The following is a 19,149-nucleotide window of genomic DNA, read 5'->3' on the forward strand; positions in this document are numbered from 1 at the left end:
ATGGACAACGCGTTCGCCACCGCTTTCGTCGAGGTCGCCTACCCGGTGATCAGCTCCGCGGCCCTGGCCTGCGCCCGTGCCACGGGCCTGGTGCTGGTAACGCCGGCCTTCAACCGCCTGGGCCTGACCGGGATGATCCGCGCGTGCGTGGCGGTAGCGATCTCGGTGCCGATGTTCTTTCCGATCTACGAGGGCTTCACCACGTTGAGCCAACATGGCGGCATTTTCATCGCCGGCCTGTTGATCAAGGAAATGCTCATCGGTGTGTTGGTAGGGTTGCTCTTTGGCATCCCCTTCTGGGCCGCCGAGGTGGCTGGCGAATTGGTCGACCTGCAACGCGGCTCGACCATGGCGCAATTGGTGGACCCGCTGGGCGCGAACGAGTCGGGGGTGATGGCCACGCTGCTGGTGGTGACCATCGTCGCGCTGTTCTTCATGTCGGGCGGCTTCATTCTGATGGTCGATGGCTACTACCACAGCTACCAGCTGTGGCCAGCCATGGCCTTCACGCCGATTTTCGCCGAGCACGCCTTGACCGCAGTGCTGTCGATTCTCGATCAGGTGATGCACGTGGGGGTGCTGATGGTCGCCCCTCTGGTGATCGCGCTGCTGGCCACGGACCTGATGCTGGCCTACCTCTCGCGCATGGCCTCCAATTTCCATATCTTCGACCTGTCGCTGCCGGTGAAGAATCTGTTTTTCACTTTGCTGATGGTGGTCTACATCGCCTTCCTGATCCCGGTGATGCTCGACCAACTCGGTGAATTCCGTGCCACCGTGGAGTTCCTCAAGACCTTGGCCGGCGGAGGCTGAGCATGGCAGACACCAGCGAAGAGAAATCCCAGCCCGCCACCAAGAAAAAGCTCAAGGAGGCGCGCGACAAAGGCCAGGTCGCCAAGAGCCAGGACATGGTTTCGGGCATGGTCATCCTGTTCTGCACGCTGTGCATTTCGGTGGTCGAGCCCCGTGCTCGCGCGCAAATAACCGCGCTGCTGGACCTGACGGCGCAGATCTACGTGCAACCTTTCGCGCAGGTATGGCCGCAAGTACTTGCCACCGCCGAGAGCCTGCTGCTGAGCCTCACGCTGCCCGTGGTGGCTGTAACGGTGGGCACGGTGGTGCTGACCAACCTCACCACCATGCAGGGCTTTGTGTTCTCCGGGGAGCCCATCAAGCCTGAATTCAAGCGCATCAACCCTGCCGAGGGCTTCAAGCGGATCTTCGCCATGCGCAACCTGGTGGAGTTTCTCAAGGGGCTGGTGAAAGTCGGCGGGTTAGCGGTGGCCTTTTATGTGGTGGGCCGCAGTGCGCTGCAGGCGTTGATGGAGTCTTCACGCTGCGGGCCAGGGTGCATCGAGTCGACTTTCTATGTAGTGCTCAAGCCGCTGGTGTTCACGGTGATCGCCGCTTTCCTGCTGCTGGGCGGTGTGGATGTTCTGATGCAGCGCTGGCTGTTCGGGCGGGAGATGAAGATGACTCACTCCGAACAGAAGCGCGAGCGCAAGGACCAGGACGGCGACCCGCTGATCAAGCGCGCGCGCCAGCGCCAACGCCAGGAAATGGGTGCCACCAGCGGGCGCACCGGCATCGGCCAGGCGTCGATTCTGCTAGGCAGCGAAGGTGGCTGGCTGATCGGCATTCGCTACGTGCGTGGCGAAACGCCGGTGCCGGTGGTGGTCTGCCGGGCGGCGCCGGAAGACGGCGCCGCCATGCTCGAACAGGCGGGCGCTCTGGGCTTGCCGCAGGTTCACGCGCCAACGCTGGCCGCCGACATCGCCCGGCGCACGGTGGCGGGCGAACCGGTGCCGGAACACACCTTCCAGGCCGTGGCCGACATTCTGGTGGCCGCGCGGCTGATCTGACCTCAATGAGCTGCGATGGCCAATACCGGCAACACATCACTGCGCGTGGCCAACGACCAGACCCGTTGCTCCCAGAAGCGCGCGCCTTGGCGTTGCGCCACCGCCTTGGCCTGCGCGAGCAAGGCATGGGCATGCACGGCAGCGACATTGCCTTCTGCTTGCAACACCAGCGCCGCCTTGGCCCTGAGCAACTCGGCCAGGTACCAGTTTTCGTCTCGTGCCTGCACCTGATCCAATGTTTGCTCCAGTGCATCCAGGCCCCACTGCGGTAGGCCTTGTGCACCCAAGGCCTGCGCATATTCGCAAGCGAACAGGCTGTACAGCGGCGTGCTGTGCTGTTCGCGCAATGCTGCCAGCAGCTCGCCCAGGCGGGTCAGCGTGGCTTCGCTGTGCTGTTCGCGCAGGCTCACCACGCACTCGAAGCATTGGGTGTGGCGCCACCACAGTGGCAGCTCCTGGCTGGCGATGCTGCTTTGCAGCTGTCGCAGGTAGTAGCGCGCTGCACCGATATCGCCGCGCATCAGGCTCACTGGCAAGGCGCTGTAGCACAGGCAGTACCACAACGTGGCCGGATGATTGAGGCTGACCGCATCGCCCACCAGCTGCTCGACACTGGCCTGAGCCTGCTCGCCGTTGCCCTCGATCAACTGGATCAGCGCCTTCAAGGCACGTGCCGCCAGGCGCTGGTCGAAGTGCAGATCAATGATGTGCGAGCGCGGCGCAAAGGGTGAGCTGAGGGCTTCACCGATGGCTTGCCGGGCCCCAGCCACGTCGCCCAGGTAAAAGCGCGGTACCGCCTGCATGCGCCGGGCCAGCAGCTGGCGATCAAGCACTTGTTCGCGCTGGCTCAGCGCGCTGTACTGATCGGCCAGCGCCAGGGCAGCGGCCGGGTCATTGCAGCACACCCGGTCGTTCCACAGCCCCCACAGTGCGCGCAGCTGGTGCTGGCTGTCGCCCAGGGCCGTGGCATCGTCCAGGACCGCTTGCCAGGCCTCGCGCACGGCCGTGCCGCCGCCGTGGGTCAAGGTCAGGATGCTGGCGCGGAAGGTTTGCAGCACCATGGCCTGCGGCCGGGCGTTTGCCTGCTTGCTAGCGGCCAACAGGCCGCGCTCGATCCAGGCCTCGCATTCACCCAGCAGCGACAGGCGCAGCCATAGCGGCGCACTGTGCAGGGTCAATTCGATGCCCAGCAGGCCGTCGCCGTGTTCGGCGAAAGCCCACTGCAAAGCGTTGCGCACGTTATCGATCTCAGGGCCGTACTGGGCCAGCCATTTGGCAGGGCTCAGGCGATCGAGGCACGCAACCGCTTCACGCAGGCGACCAAGCCTGTACTGGGCATGGCGCAGGCCGATGCGTTGGGTTTCGCCTGCCTCCTCGAGCTTGTAATGGGCATACAGGCGCGTCGTTTCGAGCAGGCTATAGCGCTTACCATGGCTGTGCTCGAACGCGCCCAACAACGACTTGCCCACCAGGCTCTCGAGCAACGGCGCCAGGTCGTGGCCGACGCTATCGGCGACCGCGCCGGCCGCTTCCAGCGTGAAGCCGGGGCAGAGCACCGAGAGCTGGCGAAGCAGTGCCTGCTCGGGGGCACTGAGCATGCCGTAGGTCCAATCCAGCGTGGCGCTCAGGGTGCGGTGGCGCGCAAGGCCGGTGCGCCGGCCGGTCATTTGCAGGCGGAAGCTGCTGTCCAGCAGGCCTACCAGCTCCCGCACGCCAAAGGTACGCACCCTCGCGGCGGCGATTTCCAGGGCCAGCGCATTGCCGTCGAGCTTGCGGCAGATAGAACAAACCGCCTCGGTGTCCGCCGCCTGGAGGACGAAATCGGGGTCGTGAGTAGCGACCCGCTTGATGAACAACTCCACCGCTGGCCAGGCCAATGCCTGGCTTGGGGTCAACCGTTCACCGGCTGGCGGAACCGCGAGCGGGCCCAAGGCGTGGAGATACTCGCCCTGGGCATGCAACGGCTCGCGGCTGGCCACCAGCACACGGTATTGGGGGCCTTGCTGGAGCAGGGTTTCGATGGCTTCGGCCAAGTCGTCCAACACATGCTCGCAGTTGTCCAGCACCAGCAGAAAGCGACCTTCGGCCGGGCCAAGCAGGCGCAGCGGGTCGTCGCCCAAGGCGCTGACGCCCAGCGCATTGGCGAGCATGCCCTGCACTTGCTGGCGGCTGACGGCAACTGCCAGGTCCACGAAGGCTACCCCGCCTTCGAAGGCCGGCGCCAGCTGGTTAGCGACAGCCAGGGCGGCAGTGGTCTTGCCGCCGCCGCCCGGCCCGATCAGGGTGACGAAGCGGCGACGCTGAAGTTGATCGCGCAGCGCCTGCAAGGTGGCCTCCCGGCCAATCACGCGGGTGGCTACGTTCGGCAGGGCCGCGCCGCCAGCAGGTAGCGTGGCCATTGCCGCCGCCGGCGACGCACTGTGCACCGGTGCGACGAATCGGTAGCCACGCCCAGGTACGGTAACGATGTAACTGAACTCATCACTCTCGCCCAGCGCCCTGCGCAAAGCGACAACCTGCGCACGCAGGTTGCACTCCTCGACAACGGCGCGCGGCCATACCAACGCCAGCAGCTCGTTTTTCTCGACCAACTCGCCAGGGCGCGCGGCCAGTGCTGCCAGCAGGCTCAGCGCACGGCTTCCCAGAGCAACCGGCTGGTTATCGCGCAGTAGCACCTGCTGCCGCGGGTAAAGCAGAAAGGGGCCAAACCGCAGGGCCGCCTCGCCATCCATCGGGCCGTGTGCGGCCACCTCGTTTTGCAAACCAACGCTGGTAGGTGTCATGAACGAACCTTTGTACTGGAGGTTTTCTCAGCAGCGACTGCTGCGTCACAGGCCATCTGCCTGGGCGAGTCGCCTCTTCATGTGCGTGGAGCGATCGGGCGCGTCGAGCGCGCCCGCGGGTTGCGTTATACAGGCGGGCCACCGTTCGGGTACGGGCTTGCCCCGGATGACAGAAATTGACGAACCTTGTTCAACCACGCTTGATCTTTTTTTATTTTTTTGCGCATTACGTCGCATTCCTTCCAGGCCGTGCACTACGGTTGGGCAACTTCAGCGGTGCGAACCCGAGAATGGGTAAGGCTACCGGAAAGTTGTTACTGAAAGTTTGCAAGGCGTGTGCCATAGACGCCCGTATTGGAAATTTATCAACAATGTGAAACATCTAGATACAGGGGAGGCACTGATTCTAGGGGAAATTTTGGTCGAAAACCCGAATAAAATTCAACTCCGCGTTCGGAAAGCCGAATTTTGTAGAACAACTTTTTGAGCTGTAAGTGGGGAACTCCGACACAGCAAACACATGTTTGAAAGTTCTGGGATGCCATTTCGCCACCGTGTTCGCGAAATACTTTTCTTGCACTCAGACCAATATTTTTCTGCAGTATAGAGTCTGCGCTTATGCTGCCCGCCTTTAATCGCAAAGGCCGTTCGGCGATAACGTTCTATAGCAACACCCCCCTCCCGGCTAGGCTTGAAAATGACGACGCAAGTGTTTCCGGCCACCTGTGGGCCATGGCTTGGGAGGTACGTCAGATGGGCATCATTACAAGAAGATCTCTGGCAGTGATTTCGGTCGCTGCCTTGGCCGCACTCTACGCCGGGGCGGCCTGGCGAGCGGAGCAGATGCGCATGCTCAGCCCCGGCAGCGCCAGCTGCGCCTACGCTCAGTGTGTGCCGCAATCGGCCTCTTTCAGCGCCATGCGATGAGGCATGCACAGCGGGTATATAGAACGTTAGGAGGCTATCGGATAGACTGGCGGCCCGCCCGCTGAGCCCCCGTCGCCCGTGACTGACAGCCCCACTGCCCTGCGCCCGATTCTCACCGCGCTGATGCTTGCCATCTTTCTCGGCGCGCTCGATCAGACCATCGTCGCGGTATCGATGCCGGCGATCTCAGCTCAGTTCAAGAACCTGGGCCTGCTCGCCTGGGTGATTGCCGGGTATATGGTGGCGATGACGGTTGCAACGCCGCTCTACGGAAAGCTGGGCGACCTGTATGGGCGCCGGCGCATGATACTTTTTGGCACTGGGCTGTTCACCCTGGCGTCGCTGTTCTGCGGCTTGGCGCAGAGCATGGAGCAACTGGTGCTGGCGCGGGTGATTCAAGGGATTGGCGCTGGTGGCATGGTGTCGGTAAGCCAGGCGATCATCGGCGACGTGGTGCCGCCCCGCGAGCGCGGGCGTTACCAAGGCTACTTCAGCAGCATGTATGCCGCTGCCAGCGTCATAGGCCCGGTTGCCGGTGGCTACCTGACCCAGTACTGGTCATGGCGTGCGGTGTTCTGGATCAACCTGCCACTGGGCGTTTTCGGCTGGCTGTACATGCGACACACGTTGGCCGGGTTAAGCACGCCCAGGCACAAGGCTCGGGTCGACTATGGCGGCGCAGCGCTAATGATCGTCGGCCTCACCGCTTTGCTGATGGCCATCACCTCGATTGGCCAAGGCTCGCACCTCACCGACCCTGCAACCGTCACGCTGCTGGGGCTGGCCGGGCTGGCTCTGGCGCTGTTCATCGGCTATGAACGGCGATTTCACGAGCCGCTGTTGCCGCTTCATCTGTTCGCAGAGCGTTCGGCGGTGCTGTGCTGGTGCACGGTGTTCTTCACTGCTTTTCAAGCGATTTCCCTGACCGTACTGATGCCCCTGCGCTACCAGGTAGTGGCCGGCGCTGGCGCGGACATTGCCGCGCTGCACATGCTGCCCCTGGCCATGGGGCTGCCCCTGGGTGCGTTCTTCGGTGGCCGCCATACCGCGCGCAGCGGGCGCTACAAACCGGTCATCCTCGTGGGCGCTGCGCTGATGCCCATAGCGATTCTGGGCCTGGCATTCACCTCGCCACAGGCCGGGTTACTCAGCGCGTTGTTGATGGTATGCACTGGCGTGGCATGTGGTTTGCAGTTTCCTACGTCGCTGGTGGGCGCGCAGAATGCGGCTCAGCCCCGAGACATCGGCGTATCCACCAGCACCACCAACCTGTTTCGCTCACTAGGCGGGGCGGTAGGGGTTGCCTGTATGTCGGCCTTGCTGCTGGCGCTGGTACACGCCGCGCATCTGGGCGGTGGCCCAGTGGCGTTGGGCGAAGGCAGCGGCAATGCGCTGCTCGATGCACTCAATGCCGTGGACGGCGCGGCGCGGGAGGCGCTGCGCGCGCAACTGCAGGCGGTGTTTCAGACGCTGCTGCTGGCCAGTGCCACCGTGGCGCTGTTGGGCCTGGCAGCGGCACTGGCCATGCCGGATCGGCAGCTGCGTGGCCGCTGAGTGCGCGGTTAACTTTTATTTAGGCGCCCAGATGCATAATGGCGGGATAATATTGGCCTGTTAAACGTATTGCCCATTGCGCATGGCTGGGCTGAGCCTGAGCATGTCCATAAGCCCATCGACGACTCGTACGGCGTTCTCCGCCAGCGGCTGGCTGTCCGGGAGCAGTAGCCACTGCCCTATCTGGCCATCGATGTAGGCATGGGTGGCCAGTGATGCGTGGCGGGTGTCGAGATCGGCCGGCAGTTGGCCGCGCTTTACGGCATTACGCAGTGAACGTTCGATGCGCACCTTGCACTCGGCGCTTATCTGGACACGCTGCTGGCGCAAGTCACACATCTCGTCGGTGAATTCGCACTTATGGAAGAGGATTTCGTTGATGCGTCGAGTTTTGGGATCGGTAGCAATCTGCCGAAACAATTTGACCAGCAACTGGTGCATACAGCCCAGCGGGTCAGGTTCGTCCTCGTTTTCGGCAGCGCTGGCCAGTTCATCGAGCGGCTCGCTCAGGGTGTCGAACATCGCCTGCACCAGATCGGCCTTGTTGCTGAAATGCCAGTAGATCGCGCCCCGCGTTACCCCCGCCAGCACGGCGATGTCGTTCAACGTCGTGCGCGCCATGCCCCTTTCATAAAAGGCTTTTTCGGCAGCCTGGAGTATCTGCTTGCGGGTTTCCAGGGCTTCTTCTTTGGTACGGCGAACCATGGCAGGGCGACCTCGACGGTACATCGCACGGCCAACCCTGACAGGCGCCGCGCGCAAAAGCCGGGCGGGTTATCGATGGCAGTGCCCGGCGTGGCTATGGCCCGTTGCAGAGGGCCGGATTCATTAGGCGAAGGCTGTTTACAAACAGTCGCGAATGTAAGTATATTCGATAGCAAGCTACATATCTAGCAACAGAGTTTCTGCCGCCTTTCCACTCTTGAGCGTCTTGCGCGTACACGCCCCCGAGGATTTCCATGCAATTCAAGCCAGCCGTTCCCGCTCTGGTATCTGCCATAGCCCTGGCCACGCTGCTCAGTGGCTGCAACAAGGAACAAGCCGCCGCTCCGGCCGCCCAGGTTCCCCAGGTGGGTGTCGTAACCCTGCAACCCAAGACCGTGAGCCTCTCCAGCGAGTTGCCCGGCCGAACCAGCGCCTACAGGGCCGCCGAGGTGCGCCCGCAGGTCGATGGCATCATTCTCAAGCGCCTGTTTACCGAAGGGTCGGACATCAAGGCTGGCCAGCAGCTCTATCAGATCGACCCGTCCACCTACGAGGCGACCTTGGCCAGCGCCCAGGCCAACCTCGAGCAGTACCGCTCGCTGACCGGGCGCTATCGCCAGTTGATCGACGAGCAGGCCGTCAGCCGGCAGGAGTACGATAACGCCCGTGCGCAGCAGATGCAGGCCGAGGCGTCGGTGAAAACGGCGCAGATCAACCTGCGCTACACCAAGGTGCTGGCACCGATCAGCGGCCGTATTGGCCGCTCCGCCGTCACCGAGGGCGCTCTGGTTGCAAACGGCCAGAGCACCGCGCTGGCGACCATCCAGCAGCTCGACCCGATCTATGTCGACGTAACCCAGTCATACACCGACATGCTCAAGCTGCGCCGGGCGCTGGAGAACGGCCAGTTGCAAAAGGCCGGTGCCAATGCGGCGAAAGTGAACCTCAAGCTCGAAGACGGCAGCAAGTACCCACTCGAAGGCACCCTTGAGTTCTCCGAAGTGTCGGTAGACGAGACCACCGGCTCGGTGACGTTGCGCGCCAAGTTCCCCAACCCTGATCACCTGCTGCTGCCGGGCATGTTCGTGCACGCCTCGTTGCCCGCCGGCATCGCACAGGAAGCCATCCTGGCGCCGCAGATCGGTGTGACCCGCGACCTTAAAGGCAACCCCACCGCGATGGTGGTGACTGCCGACAACAAGGTCGAGCAACGCTCACTCAAAGCCAGCCGCACCGTCGGCAACGACGTGCTGGTCGAAAGCGGCCTGAAGGCGGGCGACAAGGTCATCGTCGAGGGCTTGCAATACGTCAAGCCGGGCGCTCAGGTGAACCCGCACGAAGCCAAAGCCAACCCGACCGACGCCAGCGGTAAATCGGAGTAAACCATGTCGAAGTTTTTCATCGATAGGCCCATCTTCGCGTGGGTGCTGGCGCTGGTGATCATGCTGGTGGGGACGCTGTCGATCCTCAACCTGCCGATCAACCAGTATCCGGCCATCGCGCCACCGGCCATCGCCATTCAGGTCAGCTACCCGGGTGCTTCGGCGCAGACCGTGCAAGACACCGTGGTGCAGGTCATCGAGCAGCAGATGAACGGCATCGACAACCTGCGCTACATCTCCTCGGAGAGTAACGCCGACGGCAGCATGACCATCACCGTCACCTTCAACCAGGGCACCAACCCCGACATCGCCCAGGTGCAGGTGCAGAACAAGCTCAACCTGGCCACCCCGCTGCTGCCGCAGGAAGTGCAGCAACAGGGCCTGCGCGTGACCAAGGCAGTGAAGAACTTCCTGATGGTCATCGGCCTGGTGTCTACCGACGGCAAGCTGGGCAAGGAAGACTTGTCCAACTACATCGTGTCGAACATTCAGGACCAGATCTCGCGCACGCCTGGCGTGGGTGACTTCCAGGTGTTTGGCGCCCAGTATGCGATGCGCATCTGGCTCGACCCGGCCAAGCTAAACCAGTTCCAGCTCACCCCCGTGGACGTGACCACTGCCGTCAGCGCCCAGAACGTGCAGATTTCCTCCGGCTCGCTGGGCGGCCTGCCCGCAGTCAAGGGCACCGTGTTCAATGCCACCGTGATCGGCAAGACGCGCCTGCAGACGGCCGAGCAATTCGGCAACATCCTGCTGAAGGTCAACACCGACGGCTCGCAAGTGCGCCTGCGTGATGTGGCCGACATCGGCCTGGGGGGCGAGAACTACAGCATCGATGCGCAGTTCAACGGTAAACCGGCTTCTGGTTTGGCGATCAAACTGGCCACTGGCGCCAACGCGCTGGACACCGCCAAGGCCATCCGCGCGACCATCGAACGCCTCAAGCCGTTCTTCCCCGAAGGCGTAGAAGCGGTCTACCCGTACGACACCACCCCGGTGGTCACCGAGTCGATCAGCGGCGTGGTGCACACCCTGGGCGAGGCAATCGTGCTGGTGTTCCTGGTGATGCTGCTGTTCCTGCAGAACCTGCGCGCCACCATCATCACCACCATGACGGTGCCGGTGGTACTGCTGGGTACCTTCGGCATCCTGGCTGCGGCAGGCTTCACCATCAACACCCTGACCATGTTCGGCATGATCCTGGCGATCGGCCTGCTGGTGGATGACGCCATCGTCGTGGTGGAGAACGTCGAGCGGGTGATGGCCGAGGAGCATCTGTCGCCCAAGGAAGCGACGCGCAAGTCGATGGAGCAGATCCAGGGCGCGCTGGTGGGCATCGCCTTGGTGCTGTCGGCGGTACTGCTGCCGATGGCCTTTTTCGGCGGTTCCACCGGTGTGATCTATCGCCAGTTCTCGATCACCATCGTTTCGGCCATGGCGCTGTCGGTGTTCGTGGCTCTGGTATTTACCCCGGCCCTCTGCGCCACTCTGCTCAAACCGATCGATCAGCAGAAGCACGGCCAACCCAAGCGCGGCTTCTTCGGCTGGTTCAACCGCAGCTTCGACGCCACGGTACGCGGCTACGAGCGTGGCGTGGGGCGGATCATCAAGCACAAGGTTCCGGCGTTCGTGGTCTACCTGATCATCATCGCCGGCATGATGTGGCTGTTCACCCGCATCCCCACTTCCTTCCTGCCCGATGAAGACCAGGGTGTGATCTTCACCCAGGTACAGACCCCGCCCAACAGCTCGGCTGAAACCACCCAGGCGGTGCTCGACCGGATGCGCACCTTCCTGCTCGACGGCGACAAGGGCGAAGGCAAGGCAGTCAATTCGGTATTCACGGTCAACGGCTTCAACTTTGCCGGCCGTGGCCAAAGCTCGGGCCTGGCGTTCGTGATGCTCAAGCCCTGGGACGAGCGCGACAGCGACAACACCGTATTCCGTGTGGCGCAGCGTGCACAGGCACACTTCTTCGGCTATCGGGATGCGATGGTGTTCGCTGTGGTGCCGCCTTCGGTGCTGGAGCTGGGTAACGCCACCGGTTTTGACTTCTACCTGCAGGATCAGGCCGGCGTAGGCCATGAGAAGCTCATGGAAGCGCGCAACCAGTTCCTGGGCATGGCGGCGCAAAGCAAGATCCTCGCCGGCGTGCGGCCCAATGGCCTGGCCGACGAGCCGCAGTATCACCTGACCATCGACGACGAGCGTGCCAGCGCCCTTGGCCTGTCGCTTTCGGACATCAACACCACCCTCTCGGTGGCGTTCGGTTCCCGTTACGTCAACGACTTCATCGACCGTGGCCGGGTCAAGAAGGTCTACGTGCAGGGCCGCGCCGAAGCGCGCATGAAGCCTGAAGACCTCGACAAGTGGTACGTGCGCAACAGCACCGGCAAGATGGTCCCGTTCTCGGCCTTCTCCAGCGGCGAGTGGGTGTACGGCTCGCCCAAGCTCTCGCGCTACAACGGTGTAGCAGCCGAAGAAGTGCTGGGCACGCCGGCGCCGGGGTACAGCTCGGGCCAGGCCATGGCCGAGGTCGAGCGCCTGGCCAAGCAGTTGCCGCAAGGGGTGGGCCTGTCCTGGACGGGGTTGTCCTACGAAGAGCGGCTGTCTGGCTCGCAAGCGCCGGTGCTCTATGCGCTGTCGATCCTGGTGGTGTTCCTCTGCCTGGCGGCGCTCTACGAGAGCTGGTCGATTCCGATCGCGGTCATTCTCGTGGTGCCGCTGGGTGTGATCGGCGCGTTGATGGCCACCAGCTTGCGTGGGCTGTCCAACGACGTGTTCTTCCAGGTGGGCTTGTTGGTTACCGTGGGCTTGGCAGCGAAGAACGCGATTCTGATCGTGGAGTTCGCCAAGGAGCTGCATGAACAGGGCCGGACCCTGTTCGAAGCGGCCGTCGAAGCCTGCCGCATGCGCTTGCGGCCAATCGTGATGACGTCCATGGCCTTCGTGCTCGGCGTGGTACCGCTGGCCATCTCCAGCGGTGCAGGCTCAGGTAGCCAGCACGCCATCGGCACCGGTGTGATTGGCGGTATGATCACCGCAACGATTCTGGCGATCTTCTGGGTCCCGATGTTCTTCGTTACCGTTTCTTCTCTGTTCAAAGGCAACCGCCTGAAGCAGGACGAAGCGCCTTCTCGCGACGAGGCTGGTCAATGAGCAAGTCCCTGATATCCCTGGCGGTCGCCGCAGCCGTGCTCAGCGGCTGCTCGCTGATCCCCGACTACGAGCGCCCGCAAGCGCCGGTCGCCGCGCAATACCCACAAGGGCCGGCCTATTCGGCCGCCAACGCACCGGCCCAGGCGGCAGCAGAGCAAGGCTGGCGGGAGTTTTTCCGCGACCCGGCCTTGCGACAGCTGATCGATACCGCGCTGCGCAACAATCGCGACCTGCGGGTCGCGGCGCTGAACGTCGATGCCTACAGGGCGCAGTACCGCATCCAGCGGGCCGACCTGTTCCCGGCCATCAACGCCAATGCCACCGGCACCCGGCAGCGCACCCCTGCGGACCTGTCGCGCACCGGCCAGGCGGGCATCTCCAGCCAGTACGATGTGAACCTGGGCGTCAGCTCCTATGAGCTGGACCTGTTCGGCCGGGTTCGCAGCCTGAACCAGCAGGCCCTGCAGACCTACTTCGCCAGCGAAGAGGGCCGTCGCAGCACGCAGATCAGCCTGGTCGCGAGTGTGGCCAATGCCTACCTGACGTGGCAGGCAGACCGTGAGCTGCTCAAGCTCACCCAAGACACCCTGGCCGCCTATGAAGAAAGCCTGCGCCTGACTACTCGCAGCAACGAAGTGGGCGTGTCGTCGGCACTGGACCTGTCGCAGGCGCGCACATCGGTGGAGAGCGCCAAAGCGAGCTTATCGGCCTATCAGCGCCAAGTGGCCCAGGACGAAAACGCATTGGTAATGCTGCTGGGCACCAGCTTGCCCGCCGACCTGCCGGCTCCGCAACCGCTGGCCAGCGACATGCTTGCCGAGGTGCCGGCAGGGCTTCCGTCCGACCTGCTGACCCGCCGGCCTGACATTCTTCAGGCCGAGTACACGCTCAAGGCGTCCAACGCCAACATCGGTGCCGCCCGTGCAGCGTTCTTCCCGCGTATCAGCCTGACCGCCAGCGCCGGCACCTCGAGTGCTGCGCTGGACGGGCTGTTCAAAGGCGGCTCGGGCAGCTGGGCGTTCAGCCCGTCGATCAGCCTGCCGATCTTCACCGCAGGTGAGCTTCGCGCGAGCCTGGACTACGCCAAGATCCAGAAAGACATCAACGTTGCCAACTACGAGAAAGCCATTCAAACAGCGTTCCAGGAAGTGTCCGATGGCCTGACTGCACGCAAGACCTGGACCGACCAGATGCAGGCGCAGAGTGACCTGGTCAAAGCCAGCGAGGACTATCAGCGCCTGGCAGAGCGCCGCTACCGGATCGGCGTGGACAGCAACCTGACGTTCCTCGATGCCCAGCGTTCTCTGTTCAGCGCACAGCAAACGCTGATCAGCGACCGCCTGGCGCAGTTGAGTGCAGAAGTGAACCTGTATCGGGCACTGGGTGGTGGTTGGTATGAGACTGCCGCGCAGGCCAAGGGGCAGCCTGGGGAAGCCGACAAGGGTTAACAGTTGTTCGTCGCGCGGCAAGCCGCCCTCCCACCTTGTGCAAACCGTGGGAGGCCGGCTCGCCGGGCGATGTGCAATGGCCGATGTGGCTATTTTCCCCATAAAAAAACGCGGCCTGGGCCGCGTTTTTTTATGGGAGCTGAACCGGTATCAGTTCTTGCTCTTGTCGACGATCTTGTTCTTGGCGATCCAAGGCATCATCGAACGCAGTTGCTCACCGATCACTTCGATGCCGTGGGCAGCGTTGTTGCGGCGGCGGGCGGTCATCGACGGGTAGTTGGAAGCACCTTCGGCGATGAACATCTTGGCGTACTCGCCGTCCTGGATGCGCTTGAGTGCGTTGCGCATGGCCTGGCGGGATTCGGCATTGATGACTTCAGGGCCGGTGACGTACTCACCGTACTCGGCGTTGTTGGAGATCGAGTAGTTCATGTTGGCGATGCCGCCTTCGTACATGAGGTCGACGATCAGCTTCAGCTCGTGCAGGCATTCGAAGTAGGCCATTTCAGGCGCGTAGCCTGCTTCGACCAGTGTTTCGAAACCGGCCTTGACCAGCTCGACCGCACCACCGCACAGAACGGCCTGCTCGCCGAACAGGTCGGTTTCGGTCTCGTCCTTGAAGGTGGTTTCGATGATGCCGGTGCGGCCACCGCCGACGCCTGCGGCGTACGACAGCGCAACGTTCTTGGCGTTGCCGGAAGCGTCTTGATACACAGCGATCAGGTCAGGGATGCCGCCGCCTTTGACGAATTCGGAGCGCACGGTATGGCCTGGGGCCTTCGGCGCGATCATGATCACGTCGAGGTCAGCACGTGGCACGACCTGGTTGTAATGGATCGAGAAGCCGTGGGAGAAGGCCAGGGTGGCGCCCTTCTTCAGGTTCGGCTCGACTTCTTCCTTGTACAGGCGGCCCTGGAACTCGTCGGGGGTCAGGATCATGACGAAGTCGGCGGCAGCGACAGCGCTTGCCACGTCGGTGACTTTCAGGCCATGAGCTTCAGCCTTGGCAACGGTCGGGGAGCCCTTGCGCAGGCCGACAGTGACGTCCACGCCCGAATCTTTCAGGTTGCATGCCTGGGCGTGGCCTTGCGAGCCGTAGCCGATGATGGCGACTTTCTTGCCCTGGATGATCGACAGGTCACAGTCTTTGTCGTAGAAAACTTTCATGAAATACCCCTGGTTTTATCTGGGCCGCTGAAGGCCATCTGCAAAGTGGAAAGAGCTTAGATGCTGAGTACCTTGTCGCCGCGCGCGATGCCAGTCACGCCACTGCGCACGGTTTCCAGGATCGACGCAGTGCCGATGGCCTGGATGAAGCTGTCGAGCTTGTCGGTGGTGCCAGTGAGCTGCACGGTGTACACGCTGCTGGTAACGTCGACGATCTGCCCACGGAAGATGTCCGTGGTGCGCTTGACCTCGGCGCGCTGAGCGCCGGTGGCCTTGATCTTGACCAGCATCAGTTCACGCTCGATGTGCGCGCTTTCCGACAGGTCCACCAGCTTGACCACCTCTACCAGCTTGTTGAGGTTCTTGGTGATCTGCTCGATGGTTTCGTCATGGCCGATGGTGGTCAGCGTCAGGCGCGACAGGGTCGGGTCTTCGGTTGGCGCCACGGTCAGGCTTTCGATGTTGTAATTGCGCTGGGAGAACAGGCCGACCACGCGAGACAGCGCACCGGGTTCGTTTTCCAGCAGCAGGGAAATGATATGCCGCATATCAGGTACGCTCCGTCTTGCTCAGCCACATGTCACGCATCGCGCCATCCTTGATCTGCATTGGATAGACGTGCTCGCTGATATCCACCGCGATGTCGAGGAACACCAGGCGGTCTTTCATGGCGAAGGCTTCGGCCATCATCGGCTTGAGGTCTTCAAGCCGGGTGATGCGCATGCCCACGTGGCCATAGGCCTCGGCGAGCTTGACGAAGTCGGGCAACGATTCCATGTACGAATGCGAGTGGCGGCTGCTGTAGTTCATGTCCTGCCATTGGCGGACCATGCCCAGGGCGCCGTTGTTCAGGTTGACGATCTTGACCGGCAGCCCATATTGCATGCAGGTCGACAGCTCCTGGATGTTCATCTGGATGCTGCCTTCGCCGGTCACGCAGGCGACGTCGTCATCGGGGAAGTTCAGCTTCACGCCCATGGCCGCCGGGAAGCCGAAGCCCATGGTGCCCAGCCCACCGGAGTTGATCCAGCGGTTAGGCTTGTTGAAGCGGTAGTACTGCGAGGCGAACATCTGGTGCTGGCCGACGTCGGAGCTGACGAACGCATCGCCGCCGGTGACTTCCCAGAGGGTTTCGATCACGGTCTGAGGCTTGATGACGCTGCCGTCGCCCTTGTCGTAAGGGAAAAGCCCGCGGTCGCCGCGCCACTCCTCGATCTGCTTCCACCAAGCCGCGACGGTTTCCTTGTTCGGCGACTGGCCGATTTCCTTCAGGGTGGCGACCATCTCGGCCAGCACGCTGTCGACCGGGCCAACGATCGGAACGTCGGCCTTGATGGTCTTGGAGATCGAGGCCGGGTCGATGTCGATATGGATGATCTTGGCGTTGGGGCAGAACTTGGAGGCGCCGTTGATCACCCGGTCATCGAAGCGTGCGCCCACGGCGAGAATCACGTCAGCGTGGTGCATGCTCAGGTTGGCGGTGTAGCTGCCGTGCATGCCGAGCATGCCGACGAACTGTCGGTCGCTGCCTGGGTAGCAACCCAGGCCCATCAGGGTATTGGTGACCGGGGCGTCAAGCAGCTGGGCCAGCTCTGTCAGGGCAGCCGAACCGCCGCCCAGCACCACGCCGCCACCGGCATAGATGATCGGGCGCTTGGCGCCGAGCAGCATCTCGCTTGCCTTGCGGATCTGGCCGGAATGGCCACGCACGGCAGGCGAATAAGAACGCAGCTTGACCTTTTTCGGGTAGACGTATTCGTACTTCTCGCCGGGGGTGGTCATGTCTTTGGGGATGTCGACCACCACCGGGCCAGGGCGGCCCGACTCAGCGAGATAGAAGGCCTTTTTCAGCACCTCGGGGATTTCCGAAGGGTGCTTGATCATGAAGCTGTGCTTCACGATCGGGCGCGAGATACCGATCATGTCGGTTTCCTGGAAGGCATCGGTGCCCACCACGGTGCTCGGCACCTGCCCGGACAGCACCACCATCGGGATCGAATCCATGTAGGCGGTGGCAATACCGGTAATGGCGTTGGTCGCGCCGGGGCCGGAGGTCACCAGCACCACGCCGGCCTTGCCGGTGGCACGGGCATAGCCGTCGGCCATATGAGTTGCGGCCTGTTCGTGGCGCACCAGGATGTGCGACACCTCGGGTTCCTTGAACAGCGCGTCGTATACATGAAGAAGAGCACCGCCCGGGTACCCATAGATATGCTTGACGCCCTCGTCACGCAAGAAGCGGACGATCATCTCACCGCCGGATAACAGCTCCACGTTGTTCACCTCTGAAACGCCAGAATACCGCTCGTCGCGAGCGGGTCTTGATAGGTTTACTGCCAAGCAGAGCATGAGCGACCGTGGTCGCCGACTACGTCAGCTACTGACTGAGCAAGTATCGGGAGCGCTCCATGGTGTTGCGGAGCTATCCCACCCAGCGCGAGGTAACGCGTTAAGGGATGAAGCAGGTCGGCGCGGGTGTGCGCCTCATGATCTGCTGAGTGGGCCTGCTTCTGGCAGCCCCTGCACAGCGGACTTGGGATTGTTGTGAATCGCCACTGGCAAGTCAAGCCGTACGTGGCTTTTCTTCAGGTGTGATAGCATTTTTGGCAGGTAAATTCATTTTGGAGCCCTTATGCGCATCAATTCACTCATCGCTTTCGCGCTTTTAGTGGCAAGCGCATCGGCTGGGGCAGCCCAGATTTACAAGTGGACCGATGCCCAAGGCGTGCAGCATTTCGACACCCAGCCCCCGCCAGGCCAAAAGGCGCAACCGGTTCAGATCAACGTGCCCGCGCCGGCTACGCCTGCAGGCGAGGAAGAAGACTCAGCACCGGGGCGGCCGAGCGCCAGAAGCAACGACGCAGCGCAACGCCAGGCCGATGCCGCTGCCAAGGCAGAGGCGAATCAACAGCAGCAACAGATCGACGACTACTGCCAACAGGCGCGCGAGAACCTGGCGCGCCTGCGCAACAATCCGCGCCTGAGCATGACCACCGAAGAAGGTGAAGTGCGGCGCCTCACCCAGCAGGAGCGCGAGGCGCAGATCAGTACCACGCAGAAGGGTATTCAGGACAACTGCCAGGACTGATCAACCCTGGCCGATAAGCGCATCGAACGCTTCCAGCTGCTGGCGCAGGGCAGCGGTTTCGGGCCGTGCCTGCCACGTCATCTCGGCCATCGCCAGGATGCCCGAGGCGCTGGGCAGGGCCAGGCCCTGCTCCAGGATGAGCTTCATTCGCGCCAGGAAGACCCATTGCAGCCACTGGTGGAAATCCAGGGTGTCGACGCAGAACGGCTCTTGGCTGGCGAGTTTCTCCAGTGACGGCGATGAAGCCTCCCACCAGCCCAGCAGCCGCAGCTCCCGCTCGATGAGCAACAGTTGGTCAGCCAGCTGCGGCAAGCGGGCATCCATCAACGGGCGGCCTGGGCTTGCTGGCGAGCCTGAGCTGCACCTGCCGCATCACCTTGCTTCTCACGAGCCTGGGCGATGGTCTCGTAGAGGCTGGCCTGCAGGTCAGGGCGCCCGCCGGCGTAGGTCAATGCACGGCGCGAGAGTTGCTCGGCCTGGGCTGCATCGCCTTGGGCCAGGCGCACCTGGGCAAGGCGGAACAGCACCTGAGGTTCACGGGGCGCGATGCGCTGAGCACGCTCCAGGCTGGACGAGGCACCGTTGAGATCACCACCGCCTTGCTGCTGCTGGGCGGTAGTCAGCAGCGCCAGCACCGGGCCGTCCAATTGCTCGTCAGCCGACAACCCGCCCGCATTGCCGCTGCTGCTGGGAATGCCCGACGGTGCGCTCGGAGCACTGTAGCTACCGGTATTGGCGGTGGCTGAAACCGGGGCCTGGGCCGGCGTGCTGCTGCTGCCGAAACCAGGCCCCGTGCTAAAACCCGGGCCAGTACTCAACGGCGCGCTGGGTGTGATCGGCTGTGAGCTGCCGGCCTGCGGCACCATGACCTGAGCCCCGGACTCCTCCGGGGCCATCTGCGGCTGGGCCACCGGCGCCTGGCGGTAAGTGGCATTGCCACGGTTGGCCGCCACACGCTCACCATTGGACACGGCCTGGCTCTGGTCCACTACCGGGATCGAGCCGCGTTGCACACTGGCGCAGCCATGCAGCAGCGCCACGGAAGTCAATGCGGGTAACCACCACTTTTTCACG

The 19,149-nt window shown here is 62.9% G+C and carries 15 protein-coding genes; 8 read left to right on the plus strand and 7 right to left on the minus strand.

Annotated features, from left to right (window positions below; all coding sequences use genetic code 11):
* Both sctT and F474_RS16610 read left to right on the plus strand, forming a co-directional pair.
* On the plus strand, positions 1-813 hold the full coding sequence (sctT, locus tag F474_RS16605; RefSeq protein WP_097085758.1) for a type III secretion system export apparatus subunit SctT: 813 nt from the start codon (positions 1-3) through the stop codon (positions 811-813).
* A 2-nt stretch (positions 814-815) separates the two neighbouring features.
* The gene (locus F474_RS16610) at positions 816-1,862 is read left to right on the plus strand and encodes an EscU/YscU/HrcU family type III secretion system export apparatus switch protein (RefSeq protein WP_097085757.1); all 1,047 of its coding nucleotides are present in this window, start codon (positions 816-818) and stop codon (positions 1,860-1,862) included.
* A 2-nt stretch (positions 1,863-1,864) separates the two neighbouring features.
* On the opposite strand, the gene F474_RS16615 is transcribed toward F474_RS16610, so the two are convergent.
* Positions 1,865-4,645: a winged helix-turn-helix domain-containing protein gene (locus F474_RS16615; protein ID WP_097085756.1), complete on the minus strand. Its 2,781-nt coding sequence runs from the start codon at positions 4,643-4,645 to the stop codon at positions 1,865-1,867.
* Positions 4,646-5,398: 753 nt separating this feature from the next.
* Here F474_RS16615 and F474_RS16620 point away from each other — a divergent pair.
* Entirely contained in the window at positions 5,399-5,572 is a 174-nt protein-coding gene (locus F474_RS16620; RefSeq protein WP_256577768.1) for a hypothetical protein, read from the plus strand.
* A 123-nt stretch (positions 5,573-5,695) separates the two neighbouring features.
* Positions 5,696-7,126 (plus strand): MDR family MFS transporter, encoded by a 1,431-nt coding sequence (locus F474_RS16625; RefSeq protein ID WP_097086163.1) that lies wholly within the window; start codon positions 5,696-5,698, stop codon positions 7,124-7,126.
* A 60-nt stretch (positions 7,127-7,186) separates the two neighbouring features.
* On the opposite strand, the gene F474_RS16630 is transcribed toward F474_RS16625, so the two are convergent.
* On the minus strand, positions 7,187-7,831 hold the full coding sequence (locus F474_RS16630) for a TetR family transcriptional regulator (RefSeq protein ID WP_097085755.1): 645 nt from the start codon (positions 7,829-7,831) through the stop codon (positions 7,187-7,189).
* 254 nt (positions 7,832-8,085) lie between these two features.
* Between F474_RS16630 and F474_RS16635 the strand changes: the two genes are divergently transcribed.
* From F474_RS16635 to adeC, 3 genes are read left to right on the plus strand one after another with little or no spacing between them, the layout of a single operon-like run.
* Positions 8,086-9,213: an efflux RND transporter periplasmic adaptor subunit gene (locus F474_RS16635; protein ID WP_097085754.1), complete on the plus strand. Its 1,128-nt coding sequence runs from the start codon at positions 8,086-8,088 to the stop codon at positions 9,211-9,213.
* 3 nt (positions 9,214-9,216) lie between these two features.
* Positions 9,217-12,372, plus strand: coding sequence for an efflux RND transporter permease subunit (locus tag F474_RS16640; RefSeq protein ID WP_097085753.1), 3,156 nt, complete (start codon positions 9,217-9,219; stop codon positions 12,370-12,372).
* Complete coding sequence (gene adeC, locus F474_RS16645) at positions 12,369-13,820, plus strand: AdeC/AdeK/OprM family multidrug efflux complex outer membrane factor (RefSeq protein ID WP_097085752.1); 1,452 nt, start codon at positions 12,369-12,371, stop codon at positions 13,818-13,820. The genes F474_RS16640 and adeC overlap by 4 nt, the downstream gene beginning before the upstream one ends.
* A 150-nt stretch (positions 13,821-13,970) precedes the next feature.
* Here the strand turns inward: adeC and ilvC are convergent, their stop codons facing one another.
* From ilvC to F474_RS16660, 3 genes are read right to left on the minus strand one after another with little or no spacing between them, the layout of a single operon-like run.
* On the minus strand, positions 13,971-14,987 hold the full coding sequence (gene ilvC, locus F474_RS16650) for a ketol-acid reductoisomerase (RefSeq protein WP_097085751.1): 1,017 nt from the start codon (positions 14,985-14,987) through the stop codon (positions 13,971-13,973).
* A gap of 56 nt (positions 14,988-15,043) precedes the next feature.
* Complete coding sequence (gene ilvN, locus F474_RS16655; protein ID WP_097085750.1) at positions 15,044-15,535, minus strand: acetolactate synthase small subunit; 492 nt, start codon at positions 15,533-15,535, stop codon at positions 15,044-15,046.
* Position 15,536: 1 nt separating this feature from the next.
* On the minus strand, positions 15,537-17,261 hold the full coding sequence (locus F474_RS16660) for an acetolactate synthase 3 large subunit (RefSeq protein ID WP_097086161.1): 1,725 nt from the start codon (positions 17,259-17,261) through the stop codon (positions 15,537-15,539).
* A gap of 358 nt (positions 17,262-17,619) precedes the next feature.
* Between F474_RS16660 and F474_RS16665 the strand changes: the two genes are divergently transcribed.
* On the plus strand, positions 17,620-18,075 hold the full coding sequence (locus F474_RS16665; RefSeq protein ID WP_097085749.1) for a DUF4124 domain-containing protein: 456 nt from the start codon (positions 17,620-17,622) through the stop codon (positions 18,073-18,075).
* On the opposite strand, the gene F474_RS16670 is transcribed toward F474_RS16665, so the two are convergent.
* Together F474_RS16670 and F474_RS16675 are read right to left on the minus strand one after the other, a co-directional pair.
* Positions 18,076-18,399: a YqcC family protein gene (locus F474_RS16670; protein ID WP_097085748.1), complete on the minus strand. Its 324-nt coding sequence runs from the start codon at positions 18,397-18,399 to the stop codon at positions 18,076-18,078.
* Entirely contained in the window at positions 18,399-19,148 is a 750-nt protein-coding gene (locus tag F474_RS16675; RefSeq protein ID WP_097085747.1) for a hypothetical protein, read from the minus strand. Before F474_RS16675 ends, F474_RS16670 begins: the two co-directional genes overlap by 1 nt.
* Position 19,149: the final 1 nt, after the last annotated feature.

This window comes from Pseudomonas sp. URIL14HWK12:I12 (assembly GCF_003097135.1).
GTDB lineage: Bacteria > Pseudomonadota > Gammaproteobacteria > Pseudomonadales > Pseudomonadaceae > Aquipseudomonas.